Annotated in this window: 15 protein-coding genes and 1 pseudogene; 7 read left to right on the top strand and 9 right to left on the bottom strand. The window is 62.4% G+C overall.

The genetic code is table 11. The features are described from left to right. Together ACQY7U_RS08720 and ACQY7U_RS08715 are read left to right on the top strand one after the other, a co-directional pair. Nucleotides 1-332: pseudogene (locus tag ACQY7U_RS08720) on the top strand (glycoside hydrolase 43 family protein); the annotation flags it as partial. Nucleotides 333-380: 48 nt separating this feature from the next. Then, complete coding sequence (locus ACQY7U_RS08715) at nt 381-1436, top strand: sugar phosphate isomerase/epimerase family protein (protein ID WP_428643555.1); 1056 nt, start codon at nt 381-383, stop codon at nt 1434-1436. A 38-nt stretch (nt 1437-1474) separates the two neighbouring features. Here the strand turns inward: ACQY7U_RS08715 and ACQY7U_RS08710 are convergent, their stop codons facing one another. From ACQY7U_RS08710 to ACQY7U_RS08700, 3 genes are all read right to left on the bottom strand, one after another. Further along, nucleotides 1475-3226, bottom strand: coding sequence for a B12-binding domain-containing radical SAM protein (locus ACQY7U_RS08710; protein WP_428643553.1), 1752 nt, complete (start codon nt 3224-3226; stop codon nt 1475-1477). Nucleotides 3227-3373: 147 nt separating this feature from the next. Beyond that, nucleotides 3374-3598 carry a hypothetical protein gene (locus ACQY7U_RS08705; RefSeq protein ID WP_428643552.1) on the bottom strand — a complete coding sequence of 75 codons (225 nt, stop codon included), beginning with the start codon at nt 3596-3598 and terminating at the stop codon, nt 3374-3376. Nucleotides 3599-3634: 36 nt separating this feature from the next. Beyond that, nucleotides 3635-4843 carry an ROK family transcriptional regulator gene (locus tag ACQY7U_RS08700; RefSeq protein ID WP_428643550.1) on the bottom strand — a complete coding sequence of 403 codons (1209 nt, stop codon included), beginning with the start codon at nt 4841-4843 and terminating at the stop codon, nt 3635-3637. A 105-nt stretch (nt 4844-4948) separates the two neighbouring features. On the opposite strand from ACQY7U_RS08700, the gene ACQY7U_RS08695 reads away from it, so the two are divergent. The 5 genes from ACQY7U_RS08695 (at nt 4949) to ACQY7U_RS08675 (ending at nt 10117) form a co-directional block, all read left to right on the top strand. Next, nucleotides 4949-6193 carry an extracellular solute-binding protein gene (locus ACQY7U_RS08695; protein ID WP_428643548.1) on the top strand — a complete coding sequence of 415 codons (1245 nt, stop codon included), beginning with the start codon at nt 4949-4951 and terminating at the stop codon, nt 6191-6193. Nucleotides 6194-6285: 92 nt separating this feature from the next. Next, entirely contained in the window at nt 6286-7179 is an 894-nt protein-coding gene (locus ACQY7U_RS08690) for a carbohydrate ABC transporter permease (protein WP_428643545.1), read from the top strand. Beyond that, nucleotides 7176-8015, top strand: coding sequence for a carbohydrate ABC transporter permease (locus ACQY7U_RS08685; protein ID WP_428643542.1), 840 nt, complete (start codon nt 7176-7178; stop codon nt 8013-8015). The genes ACQY7U_RS08690 and ACQY7U_RS08685 overlap by 4 nt, the downstream gene beginning before the upstream one ends. A 6-nt stretch (nt 8016-8021) precedes the next feature. Continuing rightward, entirely contained in the window at nt 8022-9167 is a 1146-nt protein-coding gene (locus tag ACQY7U_RS08680; RefSeq protein ID WP_428643540.1) for an ABC transporter ATP-binding protein, read from the top strand. Next, on the top strand, nt 9164-10117 hold the full coding sequence (locus tag ACQY7U_RS08675; RefSeq protein ID WP_428643538.1) for an ROK family protein: 954 nt from the start codon (nt 9164-9166) through the stop codon (nt 10115-10117). Before ACQY7U_RS08680 ends, ACQY7U_RS08675 begins: the two co-directional genes overlap by 4 nt. A 42-nt stretch (nt 10118-10159) precedes the next feature. On the opposite strand, the gene ACQY7U_RS08670 is transcribed toward ACQY7U_RS08675, so the two are convergent. The 6 genes from ACQY7U_RS08670 to ACQY7U_RS08645 all read right to left on the bottom strand — a co-directional run. Next, nucleotides 10160-11581, bottom strand: a complete 1422-nt coding sequence (locus tag ACQY7U_RS08670; protein ID WP_428643536.1) for a carnitine 3-dehydrogenase — start codon at nt 11579-11581, stop codon at nt 10160-10162. After that, nucleotides 11578-12342, bottom strand: coding sequence for an SDR family oxidoreductase (locus tag ACQY7U_RS08665; RefSeq protein WP_428643534.1), 765 nt, complete (start codon nt 12340-12342; stop codon nt 11578-11580). Before ACQY7U_RS08665 ends, ACQY7U_RS08670 begins: the two co-directional genes overlap by 4 nt. 11 nt (nt 12343-12353) lie before the next feature. Further along, nucleotides 12354-13268 (bottom strand): 3-keto-5-aminohexanoate cleavage protein, encoded by a 915-nt coding sequence (locus tag ACQY7U_RS08660; protein ID WP_428643532.1) that lies wholly within the window; start codon nt 13266-13268, stop codon nt 12354-12356. Nucleotides 13269-13318: 50 nt separating this feature from the next. Continuing rightward, on the bottom strand, nt 13319-14104 hold the full coding sequence (locus tag ACQY7U_RS08655; protein ID WP_428643529.1) for a carnitinyl-CoA dehydratase: 786 nt from the start codon (nt 14102-14104) through the stop codon (nt 13319-13321). Further along, entirely contained in the window at nt 14094-16130 is a 2037-nt protein-coding gene (locus ACQY7U_RS08650) for an acetate--CoA ligase family protein (RefSeq protein WP_428643528.1), read from the bottom strand. The genes ACQY7U_RS08655 and ACQY7U_RS08650 overlap by 11 nt, the downstream gene beginning before the upstream one ends. Nucleotides 16131-16133: 3 nt before the next feature. Next, a partial coding sequence (locus ACQY7U_RS08645) for an acyl-CoA dehydrogenase family protein (protein WP_428643527.1) occupies nt 16134-17029 on the bottom strand: 896 nt, incomplete at its 5' end.

The raw sequence follows: 17029 nt of genomic DNA, 5'->3' as shown, positions 1-17029 counted from the left end.
GGCTCGGCCGCTGCCTGACGCTTCTGTCCTGCCCCGGCAACTGGCCGGACGGACGGCTGAGCTTTCCGGCGGAGCCCCTGGCCCTCGCCGGCGGACCGGTCGAGCTTGCGGTGGATGTGACCGGCGCCCGCCAGCAATTCTTCTGGCGCCAGGAAGGCGACTGGAAACCATTCGGCCCCGACCTCGATGCAAGCGTCATTTCCGATGAAGGCGGGCGCGGCGAACACGGGTCTTTCACCGGCGCCTTTACCGGCATGCTCGCCTTCGACATCACCGGTCTGGGCAAGACAGCCGATTTCAGCAGGTTTTCGTATGCACCGGAGGGCACGTGAGGCACGGTTTCGCCTTGCGGCCCCCCAACACACCAAAGGGAGACACCCATGGCTGGACTGATCAAGGGACCGGCAATTTTCCTGGCCCAGTTCGGTGGCGACGATGCCCCGTTCAACTCACTGCCGTCCATCGCCAAGTGGGCGGCGGAGCTCGGCTACAAGGGCGTTCAGATCCCGACGTTCGACAGCCGCCTGTTCGATCTCGACACAGCCGCGGAGAGTGACGCCTATTGCGACGAAATCAAGGGCATCTGCACGGATGCGGGCGTGGAAATCACGGAGCTGTCCACCCACCTTCAGGGCCAGCTCGTCGCCGTTCATCCGGCTTATGATCTGGCCTTTGACGGGTTTGCCCCGGCGCATGTCCACGGCAACCCGAACGCCCGTCAGGAATGGGCCGTGGACCAGATGAAGAAGGCGGCCATTGCCAGCCGGAAGCTTGGCCTCGACGCCTCCGTCAGCTTCACCGGTTCGCTGGCCTTTCCCTATCTCTACCCCTGGCCCCAGCGCCCGGCCGGCCTGATCGACGAGGCTTTTGCGGAACTCGCCCGGCGCTGGAAGCCGATTCTCGACGTCTACGAAGATCACGGCGTCGATGTCGGCTATGAGATCCATCCGGGCGAGGATGTCTTCGACGGCGCCACCTTCGAGATGTTCCTGGAGGCGCTCGGCGGCCACAACCGTTGCCGGATCAACTACGACCCCTCGCATTTCCTGCTGCAGCAGCTGGATTACCTCGCCTTCATCGACATCTATCACGAGCGCATCTGCGCCTTTCACGTGAAGGACGCCGAGTTCAATCCGGACGGACGCCAGGGCGTCTATTCCGGCTACCAGGGTTGGGTCGGCCGCGCCGGCCGCTTCCGCTCCCTAGGCGACGGCCAGGTCGATTTCTCCGGCATCTTCTCCAAACTGGCGCAATACGGATATGACAGCTGGGCCGTACTGGAATGGGAATGCTGCCTGAAATCGCCGCAGCAGGGCGCCGCCGAAGGCGCGCCCTTCATCGAGAGCCACATCATCGAGGTGACGGACAAGGCCTTCGACGATTTTGCCGGCGGGGAAATCGACCGGGAGCAAATCAGGCGGATGCTGGGGCTCTGAGGTCCTGACACGCACGGTGGCGGAAAACGCTTCGACCGCTATTTCGCGACGACCGCCTTCCGCCCTGCGTCCGGCGCGCCGTGGGTCTTGGGAATGGCGTCCCTGAATACCTGGATGAGGTCCATCTCCTGTTCTTCCATGGCGCTCATCGGTGACAGCGCAAGGTCGGTGTAACTCCTGCGGTTCTCGTCCGCCAGGACCCGCTTGAGGGCCGGCCTGAATTTCAGGAAGAGCCGGGCCCAGGCCAGCCCTGCCCCGAGTGCCTCGACCGCCCGCTTCGGATAGAACACCAGCGGATTTTCCAGCTTCATGCCGTAACGGCGCTGGTCCCTGTGCTTGCGCCGGACGATGCCGCATTCCAGCGGGTGGACTTTCTCGATCAGGATCGCTCCGAGGAAGTGGACCATCGATGAATAGAGCGCCTTGGTCCTTGCGCCGCGCGCAGCATCGCGCCGCAGCACCGTCTCCACGTGCTCCGGCGTATAAAACTGCTTCCAGCTGTCCAGATAGACTTTCTCCCACTCCGCGTCCGTCATGTCCGGGTGGTGGGTGACACGATGATTGAGGTCATACTTGTTGAAATCCGGATCCATCCAAATGCCTCTGGATGCCAGCACCTTGTGGTCTTCGGAGCCGGGTAGCGGCGTGAGGAAGAAGAACTCGATGAGATCGAGCGGCAGTTCCTTTTTGATGATCTCGATGTTGCGCCAGACCTTCTCCGGCGTGTCGCCCGGGAACCCAAGAATATATCCGGCATAGGTGATGACGCCCGCATCCTTCCAAGCCTGCAGCATCTTGCGATATTCCCAGATCTTGTTCTGGCGTTTCTTCGCACCGGCAAGCGCGTCCGGGTCGATGTTCTCAAGCCCGATGAAGACCCTTGCACATCCGGCGCGCGCGGCCTTCTCGATGAAGCCCGGCAGGCGATAACACAGGGTGTCGACCTGAAGCGTGAGCTTGAACTTCAGCCCTTCGTCCTCACGCAACCAGATCAACCTGTCGAGGATTGCTTCCCAGTTCCTGTTGCGGGCAAAATCGTCATCGGTGATGAAGAAACGCCGGATGTTCTGCGCGGCGTTCGCGCGGATAATAGCCTCGATGTCGTCCGCGGTACGGAACCGCGACTTGCGTCCCTGAACATTGATGATCGTGCAGAACGAACATTGGAACGGGCAGCCACGCCCGGCATCGAAACTGGTATAGGCACCGGCCATCTTGCGGACCGCGTCCGCCGGAAGGATCGGATGCACCGCGTCTTCAAGGCCCGGCAGGTCCTTCATGAAGTTGTAGATCGGCTTCAACTCGCCCGCCCAGGCGTCCTTCAGAAGATCCTGCATGCGGCCTTCCGCTTCACCGGCATAAATGGACAGCCCCAGTTCCTGTGCCGCGACGATTTCCGGTGGGATCTCGGGCAGCATCGCAATGCTTCCGGCCGCATGAAATCCTCCGGCAACGACCGGAATGCCCGTAGCAATGAACTGTCTGGCGATATCGATAGCGCGGGGGAACTGGTTGGACTGGACGCCGACCAGTCCGACAAGACAGCCATCGGCCTGCTTCAGCGACCTGACCAGTTTCCCGATCTCGACCTTTGTGTTGGTCTCGTCGACCACTTGCGTTTCGATCGAGACATCCTCCCCAAGCACCTTGCGCTCGGCACAGTCCTTGACGAGACCAAACACGGATGCAAGCGAATTTGACGGGATCGGCGCGCGCAGCCACTGGATGACATAGCCGTCATCGTCGTAGTGAGATGGCTTGATCAACAGGACTGAAAATCGTTTGGACATAAATTCAAGGCTCCGATCAAGAACTTCGTCACCCGGTAAACGTCTTCCCCCGATCGGCATTCTCACGGAGTGAAGGCCCTGCTGCAAGAGAATATCCCGTGCAGCAAGTGCCGTCGAAGACATGCTGCTCGCCCACGCATCGATCAATTACTCCGGAAACCCGGCTTTCCTGAGGCCGTCCGTGAACCGCTTCAGCTCCATGGGGTCGGCGTAGGCCTCGGTCTTCTCCCCGGCGGCAATCGAAAAGTCCGGATCGATCTGAAGGTATTTTTCAGTCTCGCCGCGCGCCTCCTCCATCCGGCGAATGGTCGGGCGTTCCTCCCGTTTGCATGCGCCTCTGAAAAAGGATGGGCCAAAAGGCGTGACGATCAAGTCCGGATTTCCGGGGTTGCCTCTCCAACCGGAACGTCACAGCAGCAGATGCGACACCGACGGGGCATAGAGGGCATCGACGGCGGCGGCTGTCGCGCCGAGGGCAACGGCCGTGGCGCCGGAGGTGCCGACCCGGATCCGGTCCTCGCTCTTGCGAATGCCGTCGATGCGCTCGGGCAGCGGTTCGGCACGCTCCAGCAGGGCTTGAAGGAAATCCGGCCTGATGATGCCGCCGAGGACGATCGCCTGCGGGTCGAGCATCATCTCCACCAGATTGACGAGCTGGCGCATGTATGGGGCGACATCCGACATCCAGTCCAGAACCTGGCCGTCCCCCTCCCCGAACAACGCCTCGATCCGCACCACAGACGCCGGGTCCGTGGGTTCCAGGCCAAGGCGCTCGCAAAGCGCGTTGAGGGAGAGATACCGTTCCAGGCAACCGCGATTGCCGCAGGTGCATTGCGGACCGGCCGGGTTGACGATGACGTGGCCGATTTCACCCGCGTTCTTCGTGGCTCCCGGATAAAGCGCGCCGTTGAGCACAAAACCCGCCCCCAGACCCATGCCGAACTGGATGAAGGCGAAGCTGCTAAAATTGCGGCCGATGCCATAAACGTGCTCGCCGAGCGCGGCGGCCGACGCATCGTTCTGCAGCACCACCGGCAGTCCGAGAGCTTCCTGCAACACGCCGAGATTTTCGGCTGAACCGAATTCCGAGAAATTCGTCGCGTCCCTGTCACGGACCGCATGACCCGGAACCTCGAAAGGGCCGGGCGCCGCGAGACCGACCCCGAACAGGCGGTCCGCCATCTGACCGTGTGCCTGACGGAAGTGTGCCGCGAGATCCAGGATCCGTTCGTTGGCCGCGGCGACTGTGGAGGCGGAATGCTGCCGGCTTTCCTGCCAGACGATGTTGCCCAGAAGATCGCATGCGATTGCCGTCACCGACAGGCGGTCGACGTGAAACCCGAGCGAGCAGGCATGTTCGGCCCGGATCGCGACCTTCATGCCCGGATGACCCCGGCCCGTCGCCTTCTGGGCGTGCATTTCGACAATGCCGCGTCCTTCCAGCTCACCGACGATATTCTGCACCGTTTGCCGGGAAAGTGACGTGATTTCAGAGATTTCGGTACGGCCGATCGGTCCGCGAGTGCGGATGACTTCAAGGACGACACGGTGATTGTGGGTCTTGGCCCGGGTGAGATTGGTTCCGCTCGTCCGGAACGAGGAAGGGATCGCAGGCATGTCTGTCATGGCACCAATAGAACAGAATTTATTTTTTCTATCAATTTGACAAAATAAAAAAACACAGCTTAGGATGCACCCGCTCAATAAAAACCGGAGGGCGAAATGAACACGTTTGGAAAACTGATTACGGGGTCGGCATTCGCAACCCTGGCCATGGCCTCGACGGCCCTGGCGGATACCACACTCAATGCACTTTTCATGAGTCAGGCGGCCTATAGCGAGGACGACATCAAGTCGATGACCGCGAAGTTCGAAGCGGCCAATCCCGACGTCAAGGTGGACCTGGAATTCGTTCCTTACGAAGCTCTCCACGACAAGATTATCGCCGCGGCAGGTGCCGGCGACGACGGTTATGACGTCGTTCTGTTCGACGTGATCTGGCCGGCGGAATTCGCCACCGGCGGCTTCCTGACCGATGTCACCGACCGCATTCCGGCCGACTACACCGAGAAGGTCTTCGACGGCGCCTGGACCACGGTCGAATATGACGGCAAGCGCTACGGCATGCCGTGGATCCTCGATACAAAGTATCTCTTCTACAACGCCGAGATGCTTGAACAGGCAGGCATCTCCGCACCGCCCAAGACCTGGGACGAGCTTGTTGCCCAAGCCCGCACCATCAAGGAAAAGGGCATCGTCGACCATCCGCTCGTCTGGAGCTGGTCCCAGTCCGAAGCTATGATCTGCGATTTCACCACCCTGACGGCGGCCAATGACGGCGCGTTCTTCCAGGAAGGTCAGCCGGCATTCAATGCGGGCGGCGCCAAGGACGCCGTCACCTTCATGAAAGCAACGCTGGACGAGGGGCTCACCAATCCGGCCTCGCGTGAATATTTCGAGGAAGATGTCCGCCGGGTCTTCTCCAACGGCGAAGCGGCTTTCGCGCTGAACTGGACCTACATGAACGCCCTTGCCAACGATCCGAAGGAAAGCAAGGTCGCCGGCAAGGTGAAGGTCGCTCCGGCACCGGGCGTTGACGGCAAGAGCACGGCTTCCGGCGTCAACGGCTCCATGGGCCTCGGCATTCCGTCCAACAGCCCGCATGCCGACGAGGCCTGGTCCTATATCGCCTTCCTGACCCAGAAGGACATCCAGGACGACTATGCGAAGCTCAGCCTGCCGATCTGGAAAGCCTCCTATGAGGAGCCCAAGGTCATGGAAGGCCAGGAAGAGCTGATTGCAGCCGCCAAGAAGTCCATCGCCGTGATGTATCCGCGCCCGCTGGTGCCCTCCTACACGGAAGTCTCCGATATCCTGCAGAAGAACATCCATCAGGTTCTTCTCGGCGAAGCCGGCGTTGAAGACGCCCTGAACGCTGCCGCCGACCGCGTGAAGCGCATCCGCTAAGCGCCGGGGCATCAGGCCGGTCAACATTCCTGCTTTCGGCTGGTCTCAGCTGAAGGCAGGCCGACCGGCGACGACTGACAGGAGACAAACCGATGCTTGGCCGACGCCAGACCAAAGAAAAATGGATCCTTCTGGCGCCGGCCATGCTTGTGCTCGCGCTGATCACGCTGATCCCGCTTGCCAACACCCTATGGCTGAGCTTCACCGACACGCGTATTTCAGCGCTCCCCAAGCCGGTGCATTTCATCGGCCTTGAAAACTATCTCTACGCGCTGACCGACCCGGACTTTCAGGCCGCCCTCTACCGAACGCTCTATTTCACCATCGTCTCGGTGGGGCTGGAAGGCGTTCTGGGCGTCGCGGTTGCCGTGCTCCTGAACCAGCAGTTCCGTGGGCAGCTCCTGCTCAGGGCGCTGATCATCCTGCCCTGGGCGGTGCCAACCATCGTCAACGCTGTCGCCTGGCGGCTGATCTACCATCCCGATTACGGCGCCTTGAACTCGCTGCTCTATCAGCTCGGTTTCATCAGCGATTACCGCAGCTGGATCGGTAACCCGGCAACGGCGATGAACATGGTCATTCTGGCGGACGTCTGGAAGAATTTCCCGCTGGTTGCCTATGTGGCCCTTGCCGCCCTGCAAACGGTGCCGGATGACCTCAACAAGGCGGCAGCTGTAGAAGGTGCCGGTCCCTGGAAAAGGTTCCGCTCGATCACCCTGCCCTGGATCATGGGGCCGCTGATGGTGGTCATGGTGCTCAGGACCATCGAGGCCTTCCGCGTCTTCGACATCATCTACGTGATGACCGGCGGCGGTCCGGCCGACAGCACCAAGACGGCGAGCTTCTACGTCTACCAGGAGTATTTCAATTACCTCAGAAGCGGCAGCGGCGCTTCCTACGCGGTGCTGGTGGCCGGCATCAGCGCCGTGCTGATCCTCTTCTACTATTCCGCCACGCGGCGACAGGCAGCCGGAGGAACGGCATGAAACGCTCCCTGACCCAATCGATCCTGCTTTACGCCTGCGCGATCCTGCTGGCACTTTTCACGGCGGGCCCGCTGCTGTGGCTCGCGGTGATGAGCATCAGCGCACCGACGGACCTCACGCAAGTGCCCCTGCGCTGGATCCCCTCCGAGCTCGATTTCAGCCGCTATGCCGCGCTGATGGATCTTGAGGGCGGCAGCGGGGAACGGTTCCTGAGCGCGCTTCGAAACTCGATCCTGACGGCGGGCGGCGCGACCCTGATCGCCCTTCTGCTTGCCATTCCTGCCGCCTATTCCTTTGCAAGGCGCAAGGCTTCGATGGTGCTGCTGTTTGCATTCCTTGCAACCATCATGATGCCGCCTATCACCTACATCCTGCCGCTTTATTCGACCTTCTCCAGCCTTGGCATGCTCAACAAGACGCTGACGCTTGTGATCGTCTACACCGCAATGCTGCTGCCCTTCGCAACCTGGCTGATGAAGGCGAATATCGACGTGCTGCCGGTGGAAGTGGAGCAGGCCGCCTTCATGGAAGGAGCAAGCACCGCCTACACGATCCGCCAGGTGGTCCTGCCGCTCGCCCTGCCGGCGATCGCCGCGACTGCGATGCTGTCGTTTCTGGTCGCCTGGGACGAGTTCTTCTACGCACTGATCTTCACCAACGATCTCAGCGCAAAGACCCTGCCCGTCGCCATCGCGGATTTTTCCGCCGGACGGGTCACCGATTACGGCGTCATCGCCTCGGTTGGCGTGCTGGCCACCCTGCCGCCTGCCATCCTCGCCATCGCCTTTCAGAAATTCATTGTCTCCGGACTGGTTGCCGGGTCCGTCAAAGGCTGAGCCACCATGGAAACGCAAGAAGGAACACGTGCCGTCATGCCGGAAAATCCCATCCTGTCTGTCGACAATCTTCAGAAGCAATACGGCGACGTCCAGGTTCTCAAGGACATCAACGTCTCCATGGAGCCGGGCGAATTCCTGGTGCTGGTCGGCCCGTCCGGCTGCGGCAAGTCGACATTGCTGAGCTGCATTTCCGGTCTGACGGACATCACCTCGGGCACGATCCATATCGCGGGCAAGGACCGGACGAACGATGAACCGGCGGACCGGGACATTGCCATGGTGTTCCAGTCCTATGCGCTGTTTCCCAACATGAGCGTGGAACGCAATATCGGTTTCGGCCTGGAAGTGCGGAAAGTGGCGGAGGCCGAGAAAAAGAAGAAAGTGGCGGAGGTTGCCGACCTCCTGAAGATCGATCATCTGCTGCAGCGTCGGCCGGCGGAACTTTCCGGTGGCCAGCGGCAGCGGGTGGCCATGGGCCGTGCGCTGGTGCGTGACCCGAAGCTGTTCCTGTTCGACGAGCCACTCTCCAATCTGGACGCCAAGCTGCGGGTCACCATGCGCACGGAAATCAAGCGCATCCACCAGACGACGGGCGCCTCCATCGTCTATGTGACCCACGACCAGATCGAGGCCATGACGCTGGCAACACGCATCGTGGTGATGAAGGACGGGATCGTTCAGCAGATCGGCACGCCGCACGAGATCTACAATACCCCGGTGAATGCCTTTGTCGCCGACTTCATGGGCGCGCCGTCGATGAACCTGATGAAAGCCAGGGCCACACCTGCGGCGGACGGGATCAAACTGGAAATTCCGACCCCGCAAGGCAAGGCGATCGAACTGGTCGACACCGCGACGGCACCCAAGGTGCTGCAGAGCGAACCGAGCGATGTCCTGATCGGCCTGAGACCCGAAGCCATGACCGATGCGGAGCGGGTAAACGGGCGCACTGTGCAACAGGCGGACTGCCTGCTGGAGGTGGTGGAGCCCGCCGGTCCGGATACCTATGCCGTCATTCATCTCGGCGGAACGGAAGCCATTGCCCGCCTGTCGGCCGACGCAGACGTCAATGCCGGCGAAACCGCCCCCATTGCCTTCGACCTGTCCAAGATTTCCTATTTCGATATTGCAACGGGTAATCGTCTATGAGCCACTTTCAAGGACTGGCCGCCGATATCGGCGGCACCAACACCCGTCTTGCCCTGGTGGAAAACGGCAAGGTGCGTGAGGAAACGATTGCGCGTTTCCGAAATGCAGATTTCGATACGCCGGAAGATGCGATCGACAGCTACCTGACCGATACGGGCCGCCCGGCCTGCGGAGCCGCCGTCATTGCGATTGCCGCACCGATCGACGGCACAGCCATTCAAATGACCAACCATCCATGGACCTTCCGCGCCGATTGCATCGGCAAGGTTCTGGGCGGTGCAAACGTTACCTTCCTCAATGATTTCGAAGCGCTGGCCTATTCGCTCGACCGGATCGACCCGGCCCGCCTGAAACCCCTGCATCAACCCTTGCAGCAGTTGCGCACGAATGCGACACGGTTGGTTGTGGGGGCGGGCACCGGCTTCAATGCGGCCGCCCTCTTCCGCACAGCCCGGGGTGACCATGTCGGCATCGGGGAATGCGGGCACAGCACGCTTCCGGTCGAAACGGACGCCGAACTGCGGCTGTGGTCCTACCTTGCCCTCAATCGCGGCCGGGCCTCCATGGAACGGGCTCTGTCGGGTAACGGACTGCGGGAGATCTTCGAGTGGTTCTGCCTGGAACAGGGCAAGCCGATCGAAACGCGTACACCCGCTGAAATTGCCGGGCTTGCGGTAAGCGGCAGCGACGCGGTCTGCGAGGCGGCGGCACGCCAATGGGTGACCTTCCTCGGACGCGTGGTCGGCGATCTGGCGCTCACCTTCATGTCTCTTGGCGGTATCGTGCTGACAGGCGGCGTGACCCGCAGTCTCGCGCGCTACCTTGCCGAGCCGGAGTTCCTGACGGCCTTTCGTTCAAAAGGCCGCCAGAGCGAACTCGTGTCCGGCATTCCAGTCCATCTGCTGGACGACGACTTTGCCGCCCTTGCCGGTTGCGCCTCCAGAATGTGAGGAAGCGAAAGGCGCCGGTCCTGCGGGACCGGCGGCATTTGTCTACCGCTGACCGACGAACCTGCCCATTCCGTCCGGAGCCGGCAGGGACCGATGCTTTTCGGCATAGGCTTCCAGTTTTGCGGCAACCTCGGGACCGGGCAGGCTGCTGGCGCGGGTGGTCAGGTCCACATGAAGCAGGAAGGTTTCCACCGTGGCGGCAAGCTTGCCTTCCGCGCCATAAAGGAAGTGGAACAGGTGCATCTTCTTGCCGGCGCCATTCAGGACCTGCGTGCGGATGATCAGGCGTTCGCCCGCCATCAGCTCATCCAGATACCGGATATGGTTCTCGACCGTGAAGTAGCTCCTGCCTGAGGCGATATAGTCCGCATCCGCGCCGATGATTTCCATGAACCGGTCGCTCGCGGCGGCGGCGGCCTCCAGATAATAGGCCTCGTTCATGTGGCCGTTGTAATCCGTCCAGCTTTGCGGGATCTGGCGGTCCCCGGTCACCGGCAGGCCGTCATTATCCGGCGGGGTCAGCGCGGCCTCGTGAGCTTTGATGACACCGCCCGCACCGCTGCCGCTCTTTTTCAGCGCACGCATCATGCCGACGAGATTGTCGTCGCGCAGCCGCTCCAACTCGCGGATGGACATGTGTCCGGACTGCGCGTCGGACTGGCCGGCGATCAGGTCCACCAGCTCATCTGTGAACTCCGGAACATCCATCAGCTTGGTCCAGGGCCACTGCAGGCAGGGACCGAACTGCGCCATGAAGTGCTTCATGCCCGCTTCGCCGCCCGCGACCCGGTAGGTTTCGAAAAGGCCCATCTGCGCCCAGCGCAGACCGAAGCCCATGCGGATCGCCTCGTCGATCTCTTCCGTGGTGGCAATGCCGTCCTTGACCAGCCAGAGCGCCTCGCGCCAGACCGCTTCCAGAAAACGGTCGGCGATATGGGCGTCGATCTCCTTGCGGACCTTGAGCGGGAACATGCCGATGCCGCGCAGGATCTCCGCCGCCCGCTCCGTCTCCTCCGCATCTCCCACCAGTTCGATCAGCGGCAGCAGGTAGAACGGGTTGAAGGGATGGGCGACGATCGCCCGCGCGCCCTTCGCGGTCAGTTCCGACGGCTTGAAGCCTGAGGTCGAGGAGCCGATGACGGCCTTTGCCGGGGCCAGCTCCGTCAGGCTGCCGAGCACCTTGTGCTTGATGTCCAGGCGTTCCGGAATGCTTTCCTGGATCCAGTCCGCGCCTTCAACCGCTGCTTCCAGCGTATCGTGGAAGGTGAGCTTGCCTTCCTGAGGCAATGCATTGTCATAAAGTGCGGGCAGGCTGCGGCGGGCATTGGCGACCACTTCGCCGATCTTGCGCTCCGCTTCCGGATCGGGATCGAAAACGGCAACGTCCCAGCCGTTGAGGAGAAAGCGGGCGGCCCATCCCCCGCCGATCACGCCGCCGCCGACAATGGTTGCTTTTCTGGTCATGGTGCAAGGGTCTCCGTATGGCCGTCGATGGCCAGAACCTGTCCTGAAATCCTGGCTCCGCCGTCAGAGGCCAGATAGTGAATGCTGTTGGCGACATCCCGGGCCGTGACCCAGGTCTTCATCGACACGCCTTCGACATAACTTTCGCGAATGGCCTCTTCCGTCTCGCCACGCGCAGCCGCTTCCATGGCGACGACGCGGTCCATGCGCGGGCCTTCGACGGCGCCGGGACAGACCGCGTTGACGCGGATGCCGTGCGGCCCGAGTTCCATCGCCAGCGTTTTGGTCAGGCCGACTATGGCCCATTTGGCCGAGGCGTAGGGCGAGCGGTAGGGATAACCGAAGAGGCCCGCGGTCGATGACGTCAGGGTGATCAGGCCGTGGCCCTGCGCCTTCATCACGCGGGCCGCCCAGCGGCAGGTCAGGAATGCGCCATGGAGATTGGTGGCGACACAGCGCTGCCACTCCCCGTAATCCAGCGTTTCGATCGCCCCGGCCGGACCACCGGTCCCCGCATTGGCGCAGACCACGTCCACCCCGCCCCAGCGGCGTTCCAGATCGGACAGGAAGCTGTCCATTTCCGGTTCCGAGGTGACATCGGCAACCACCGCCAGAACGCCGGGATGGGCATCCGTGAACGCCGCAATAGCCGCCGGATCGGCATCGCAGACGGCGACCTCGTCGCCGTCTTCCAGAAACCGTTCGGCGATGGCGCGGCCGATACCGGCAGCTCCCGCCGTGATCAGCACCTTTCGCGACATCGTCAGGTGCCTTAAGCGCCGGGGGCGCGCTTGGTCAGGCCAAGTTTTTCGCGCACGGCTTCAGGACCCATGATCTTCGCACCCATGCCCTCGATGACACCGACGGCTTTCTCGACCAGCTGGGCGTTGGTGGCCAGCACGCCTTTTTCCAGGAAGAGATTGTCTTCCAGGCCGACGCGCACGTTGCCGCCAGCCAGGACGGAGGCCGCCACATAGGGCATCTGGTCCCGGCCAAGGCTGAAGGCGGACCAGGTCCAGTCGTCGGGCACCGCATTGACCATGGCCATGAAGGTGTTCATGTCGTTCGGTGCGCCCCAGGGAACGCCCATGCACAGCTGCACAAGCGCGGGCGAAGCGAGTGTGCCTTCCTGGACGAGCTGCTTGGCGAACCACAGGTGACCGGTGTCGAAGGCTTCGATTTCCGGCTTGACGCCGAGCTCGGTCATCATCGACCCCATGGCCCGCAGCATGCCGGGCGTGTTGGTCATGACATAGTCGGCTTCGGCGAAGTTCATGGTGCCGCAATCAAGCGTGCAGATTTCCGGCAGGCACTCACGGACATGGGCCATGCGCTCGGTGGCGCCGACCATGTCGGTGCCCTTTTCGTTGAGCGGCAACGGCGCCTCGGTGCTGCCGAACACCATGTCACCGCCCATACCGGCTGTCAGGTTCAGTACGACATCGACGTCGGCGGCGCGAATGAGGTCTGTCACCTCGCGGTAGAGATCCAGCCTGCGGGACGGCGCCCCGGTTTCCGAATCGCGCACGTGGCAGTGGACGACGGCAGCGCCCGCCTTGGCCGCGTCAATGGCGCTGGCGGCGATCTCTTTCGGGCTGCGCGGCACATGGGGGGACTTGTCCTGTGTGCCGCCGGAGCCGGTCACGGCACAGGTGATGAAAACATTCCGGTTCATTGTGAGTGGCATCTTGTCTTCCTCGATCAGCTTTTTGGGCGTTCTGCCGAACGCACGATGCTCTAACGGCCCTTCCAGACCGGATCGCGTTTCTCGGCGAAGGCACGCGCGCCTTCCTTCTGGTCTTCGGAGCGGTAGAGCTTTTCCACCGTCGCGAACTGGCTTCCTTTGATGCGGTTCAGCGCATCCTGGAATTTCATGTCCTCCGCCTCGCGGACCACTTCCTTGATCGCCGCATAGACGAGCGGGGGACCGGAGGCGAGCAACTCGGCCATCTTGCGGGCCTCGGCCATCAGGTCATTAGCCGGGTAAATATGATTGATCAGTCCCCAGCGGGTGGCCTCTTCCGCATCGAACCAGCGGCCGGTCAGCAGCATCTCCATGGCGATGTGGTAGGGAATACGCTTGGGCAGCTTGATGCTGGCGGCATCGGCCACTGTTCCGGAGCGGATTTCCGGCAGCGCGAAGGTTGCATGGTTTGCGGCCAGGATGATGTCGGCGGAGAGCGCCAGTTCCAGCCCGCCGCCGCAACAGATGCCGTTGACCGCCGCGATGACCGGCTTGTTGAGACCGCGCAGTTCCTGCAATCCGCCGAAACCGCCAACGCCATAGTCGCCGTCCACCGCGTCGCCTTCGGCGGCCGCTTTCAGATCCCATCCCGGGCAGAAAAACTTTTCCCCCGCCCCGGTGACGATGGCGACCCGGAGTTCCGGGTCGTCCCGGAATTCGGTGAAGACCTCGCCCATGATGCGGCTGGTCGCCAGGTCGATGGCATTTGCCTTGGGCCGGTCCAGGACCACCTCCAGCACATGACCGTTTCGTGTTGTCTTGATCGGATTATCCGTCATTGACCGCTCCACATCTGATGAGTGCGTCCGCTGCAATGGCAAAGTCCTTGCCGCATAGCAGCGGATTGATTTCGACTTCCTCGACAGCAGCCGAGGCCACATAGGACTGGACAGACAGAACCGCCCTGACGACAGCTTGCATGTCGCAGGCAAGACCTCCCCGGTATCCGGTCAGCATAGGACCGATTTTCAGGGATTTCAGCGCCGTTTCGATTTCCTCCGCCGAGGCAGGCACGGTCAGTGAGACCGTGTCCTTCAGAAGTTCGGTGAGGACCCCGCCCGCGCCGAGGGTCAGGACGTAGCCGTGGGCCGGATCGAGAACCACACCGACCAGAAGCTCGGCGATCGTTCCCGTGACCATTTTTTCCACCAGCAACGTCGTAACCGGCATGCGGGCCGCCGCAGTCAGAACGTCATCTGGAGAGTTCAGGTCAAGGGCAACCGCCCCCGCGTCCGACTTGTGCGCGATGCCGGTGCCCTTGAGAACCACGGGGAAACCGATCCGCTCCGCCGCATGCGCCGCGTCCTCGCCTCCCAGAACCGAAAGACTGTCCGGCACCGGAACTTGAAATGCCTTCAGCTGGTCTTTCGCCTCATGCTCCGACAGCGTGGCAACGCCGGTCAAGGCGGCAGGCAACAGAATGTCTCCTTCCGGCAAAGGGCCGGAAACCGCAGCCAGCGCCCCGATCGCGGCAACGGCCTCTTCCATGCCGCACAGGGGGACGATGCCCTTGGTCATCAGCTCTGCGGCAAAAACCTCCGGCATCGTTTCGGCAAGCGAACTCAGCACCGTCATGCGCTTGCCGCTGGTGCGCGCGGCATATTCGATGGCACCGATCACCTTGTACCAGTCGTCCGCGTTGCAGCGGTCTTCGCGCGGGATGTCGAGGATGACCACGCCGAGGGAGACATCGCCCATCATCATCGCTGCAAAGGTGCGCCCCATGGCATCGATGTCATTCCAGATATAGGTGTGATAGTCGAGCGGATTGGCGAGCGCCACCTTGGGACCAAGCGCTTCGGAGAGCGCGGCTTTCTGGTCTTTTCCGAGGGGCGGAAACGTCACATTGAGGCCTGTAGCCGTGTCCGCGATCAGGCTGGCCTCCCCGCCCGAACAGGACATGGAAGCGATGCGGCCGTCCGGCAGGCCGCCTGTCACATGGGCAAGCTTCAGGGTTTCCAGCAGCACCGGAAGGCTGCGGACTTCGGCGATCCCGAGACGCCTGAAAAGCGCGCTGGCGCCGGCAGCGCTGCCGGCAAGGGAGGCCGTGTGCGAAACCGTTGCGCCCTGCGCCTGCTCGGACCGGCCAACCTTCAGGGCAACCACCGGCTTTCCGGCTGTTTTCGCCTTGCGGGCAAAGGTCTCGAAACGCCGCAAGTCGTCTATGCCCTCGACGTGCAGGCCGATGGCGGTGACGCGGTCGTCCTGCAACAGGGCCTCACCGATTTCAGACAGACCCGTCTGGGCCTGATTGCCGGCGGTGACCACATAGGCAATCGGCAGCGCCCGCTGCTGCATGGTCAGGTTGATGGCAATGTTCGACGACTGTGTGATGAGGGCAACGCCCCGCTCTGCCGCAACAAGTCCGTGCTGATCGGGCCAGAGCGCGGCCCCGTCGAGCGCGTTGATGAAGCCGTAGCAGTTGGGTCCGAGGAACGGCATGTCGCCAGCGGCCTCGACCAGCGCCGCCTGCAGATCGCCTCCGTCGGCAAGTTCCGCCGTTGCTTCCCTGAACCCGGAGGCAAAGCAGACCGCACCGCCCGCGCCGCGCCTTGAAAGCTCCCCGATGAGCTCGACCGCCGCGTGCCGGTTGACGCCGACAAAGACCGCGTCCGGAATGCCGGGCAGCTCGCCCAGCGAAGAGAAGGCCGGAACGCCGTCGATCTCCTGCCGCGTCGGGTGAACCGGCCACAAGGGCCCGTCGAAACCGGACCTGCGGCATTCCCGCACGACGTTCCTGCACCAGAAACCGCCGCCGATCACAGCAATGGATTTCGGCCTCAAGAGCCGTTCGAGGGAGCGCATGGGTCAGGCTCCGAGCGGGCGGAAGATTTCGCGGCTGATGATGTGGCGCTGGATTTCGCTGGTGCCGTCCCAGATCCGCTCCACGCGCGCATCGCGCCAGAAACGCTCTATCGGGAAGTCATCCATCAGACCCATGCCACCGAAGATCTGCAGCGTCACATCGGTCACCTTCGCCAGCATTTCCGAAGCATAGACCTTGGCGCTTGCGATTTCCCGGTTGGCGGGCAGGCCCTGATCCAGGCGCCAGGCTCCGGCAAGGGTGAGCCAGTCGGCGGCGTCAATCTCGGTGATCATGTCGGCGACCTGGAAGCTGACGCCCTGGAACTTGGCGATCTGCTGGCCGAACTGCTTGCGCTCCGCCGCGTAGTTGACGGCATAGTCGAAGCAGCGCCGGGCCCGGCCGACGCTCATGGCGGCAACCGTCAGACGGGTGGCGTAGAGCCACTCGTTCATGACCTCGAAACCGCCGTCGACCTCACCCAGAACCTGGCTGTCCGGCAGACGGCACTTGTCGAAATAAAGAATGCAGTTCTTGTAGCCCCGATGGCTGACGGAGTTATAGCCGTCGCGCACCTCGAAGCCCGGCGTGCCCCGGTCGACCAGGAAACAGGTAATGCGTTTCTTCGGACCCTTGGGCGTGTCGTCGACGCCAGTCGCCACAAAGACGATGAAGAAATCCGCGTGTTCCGCGCCGGAGATGAAGTGCTTGGACCCGGAGATCACCCAGTCGCTGCCGTCGCGCACCGCCTGGCATTTCATGCCGCGCACATCGGAGCCGGCATCGGGCTCGGTCATGGCGAGGGCATCCATTTTCTCGCCGCGTACGGCAGGCAGCAGATAACGCTCCTTCTGCTCGCCCTTGCAAGCCATCAGGATGTTCTGCGGGCGGCCGAAAAAGT

This window comes from Roseibium sp. (assembly GCF_050301095.1).
In the GTDB taxonomy this organism is placed as follows: Bacteria; Pseudomonadota; Alphaproteobacteria; order Rhizobiales; family Stappiaceae; genus Roseibium.
This window is presented reverse-complemented; position numbering and strand designations above follow the sequence as displayed.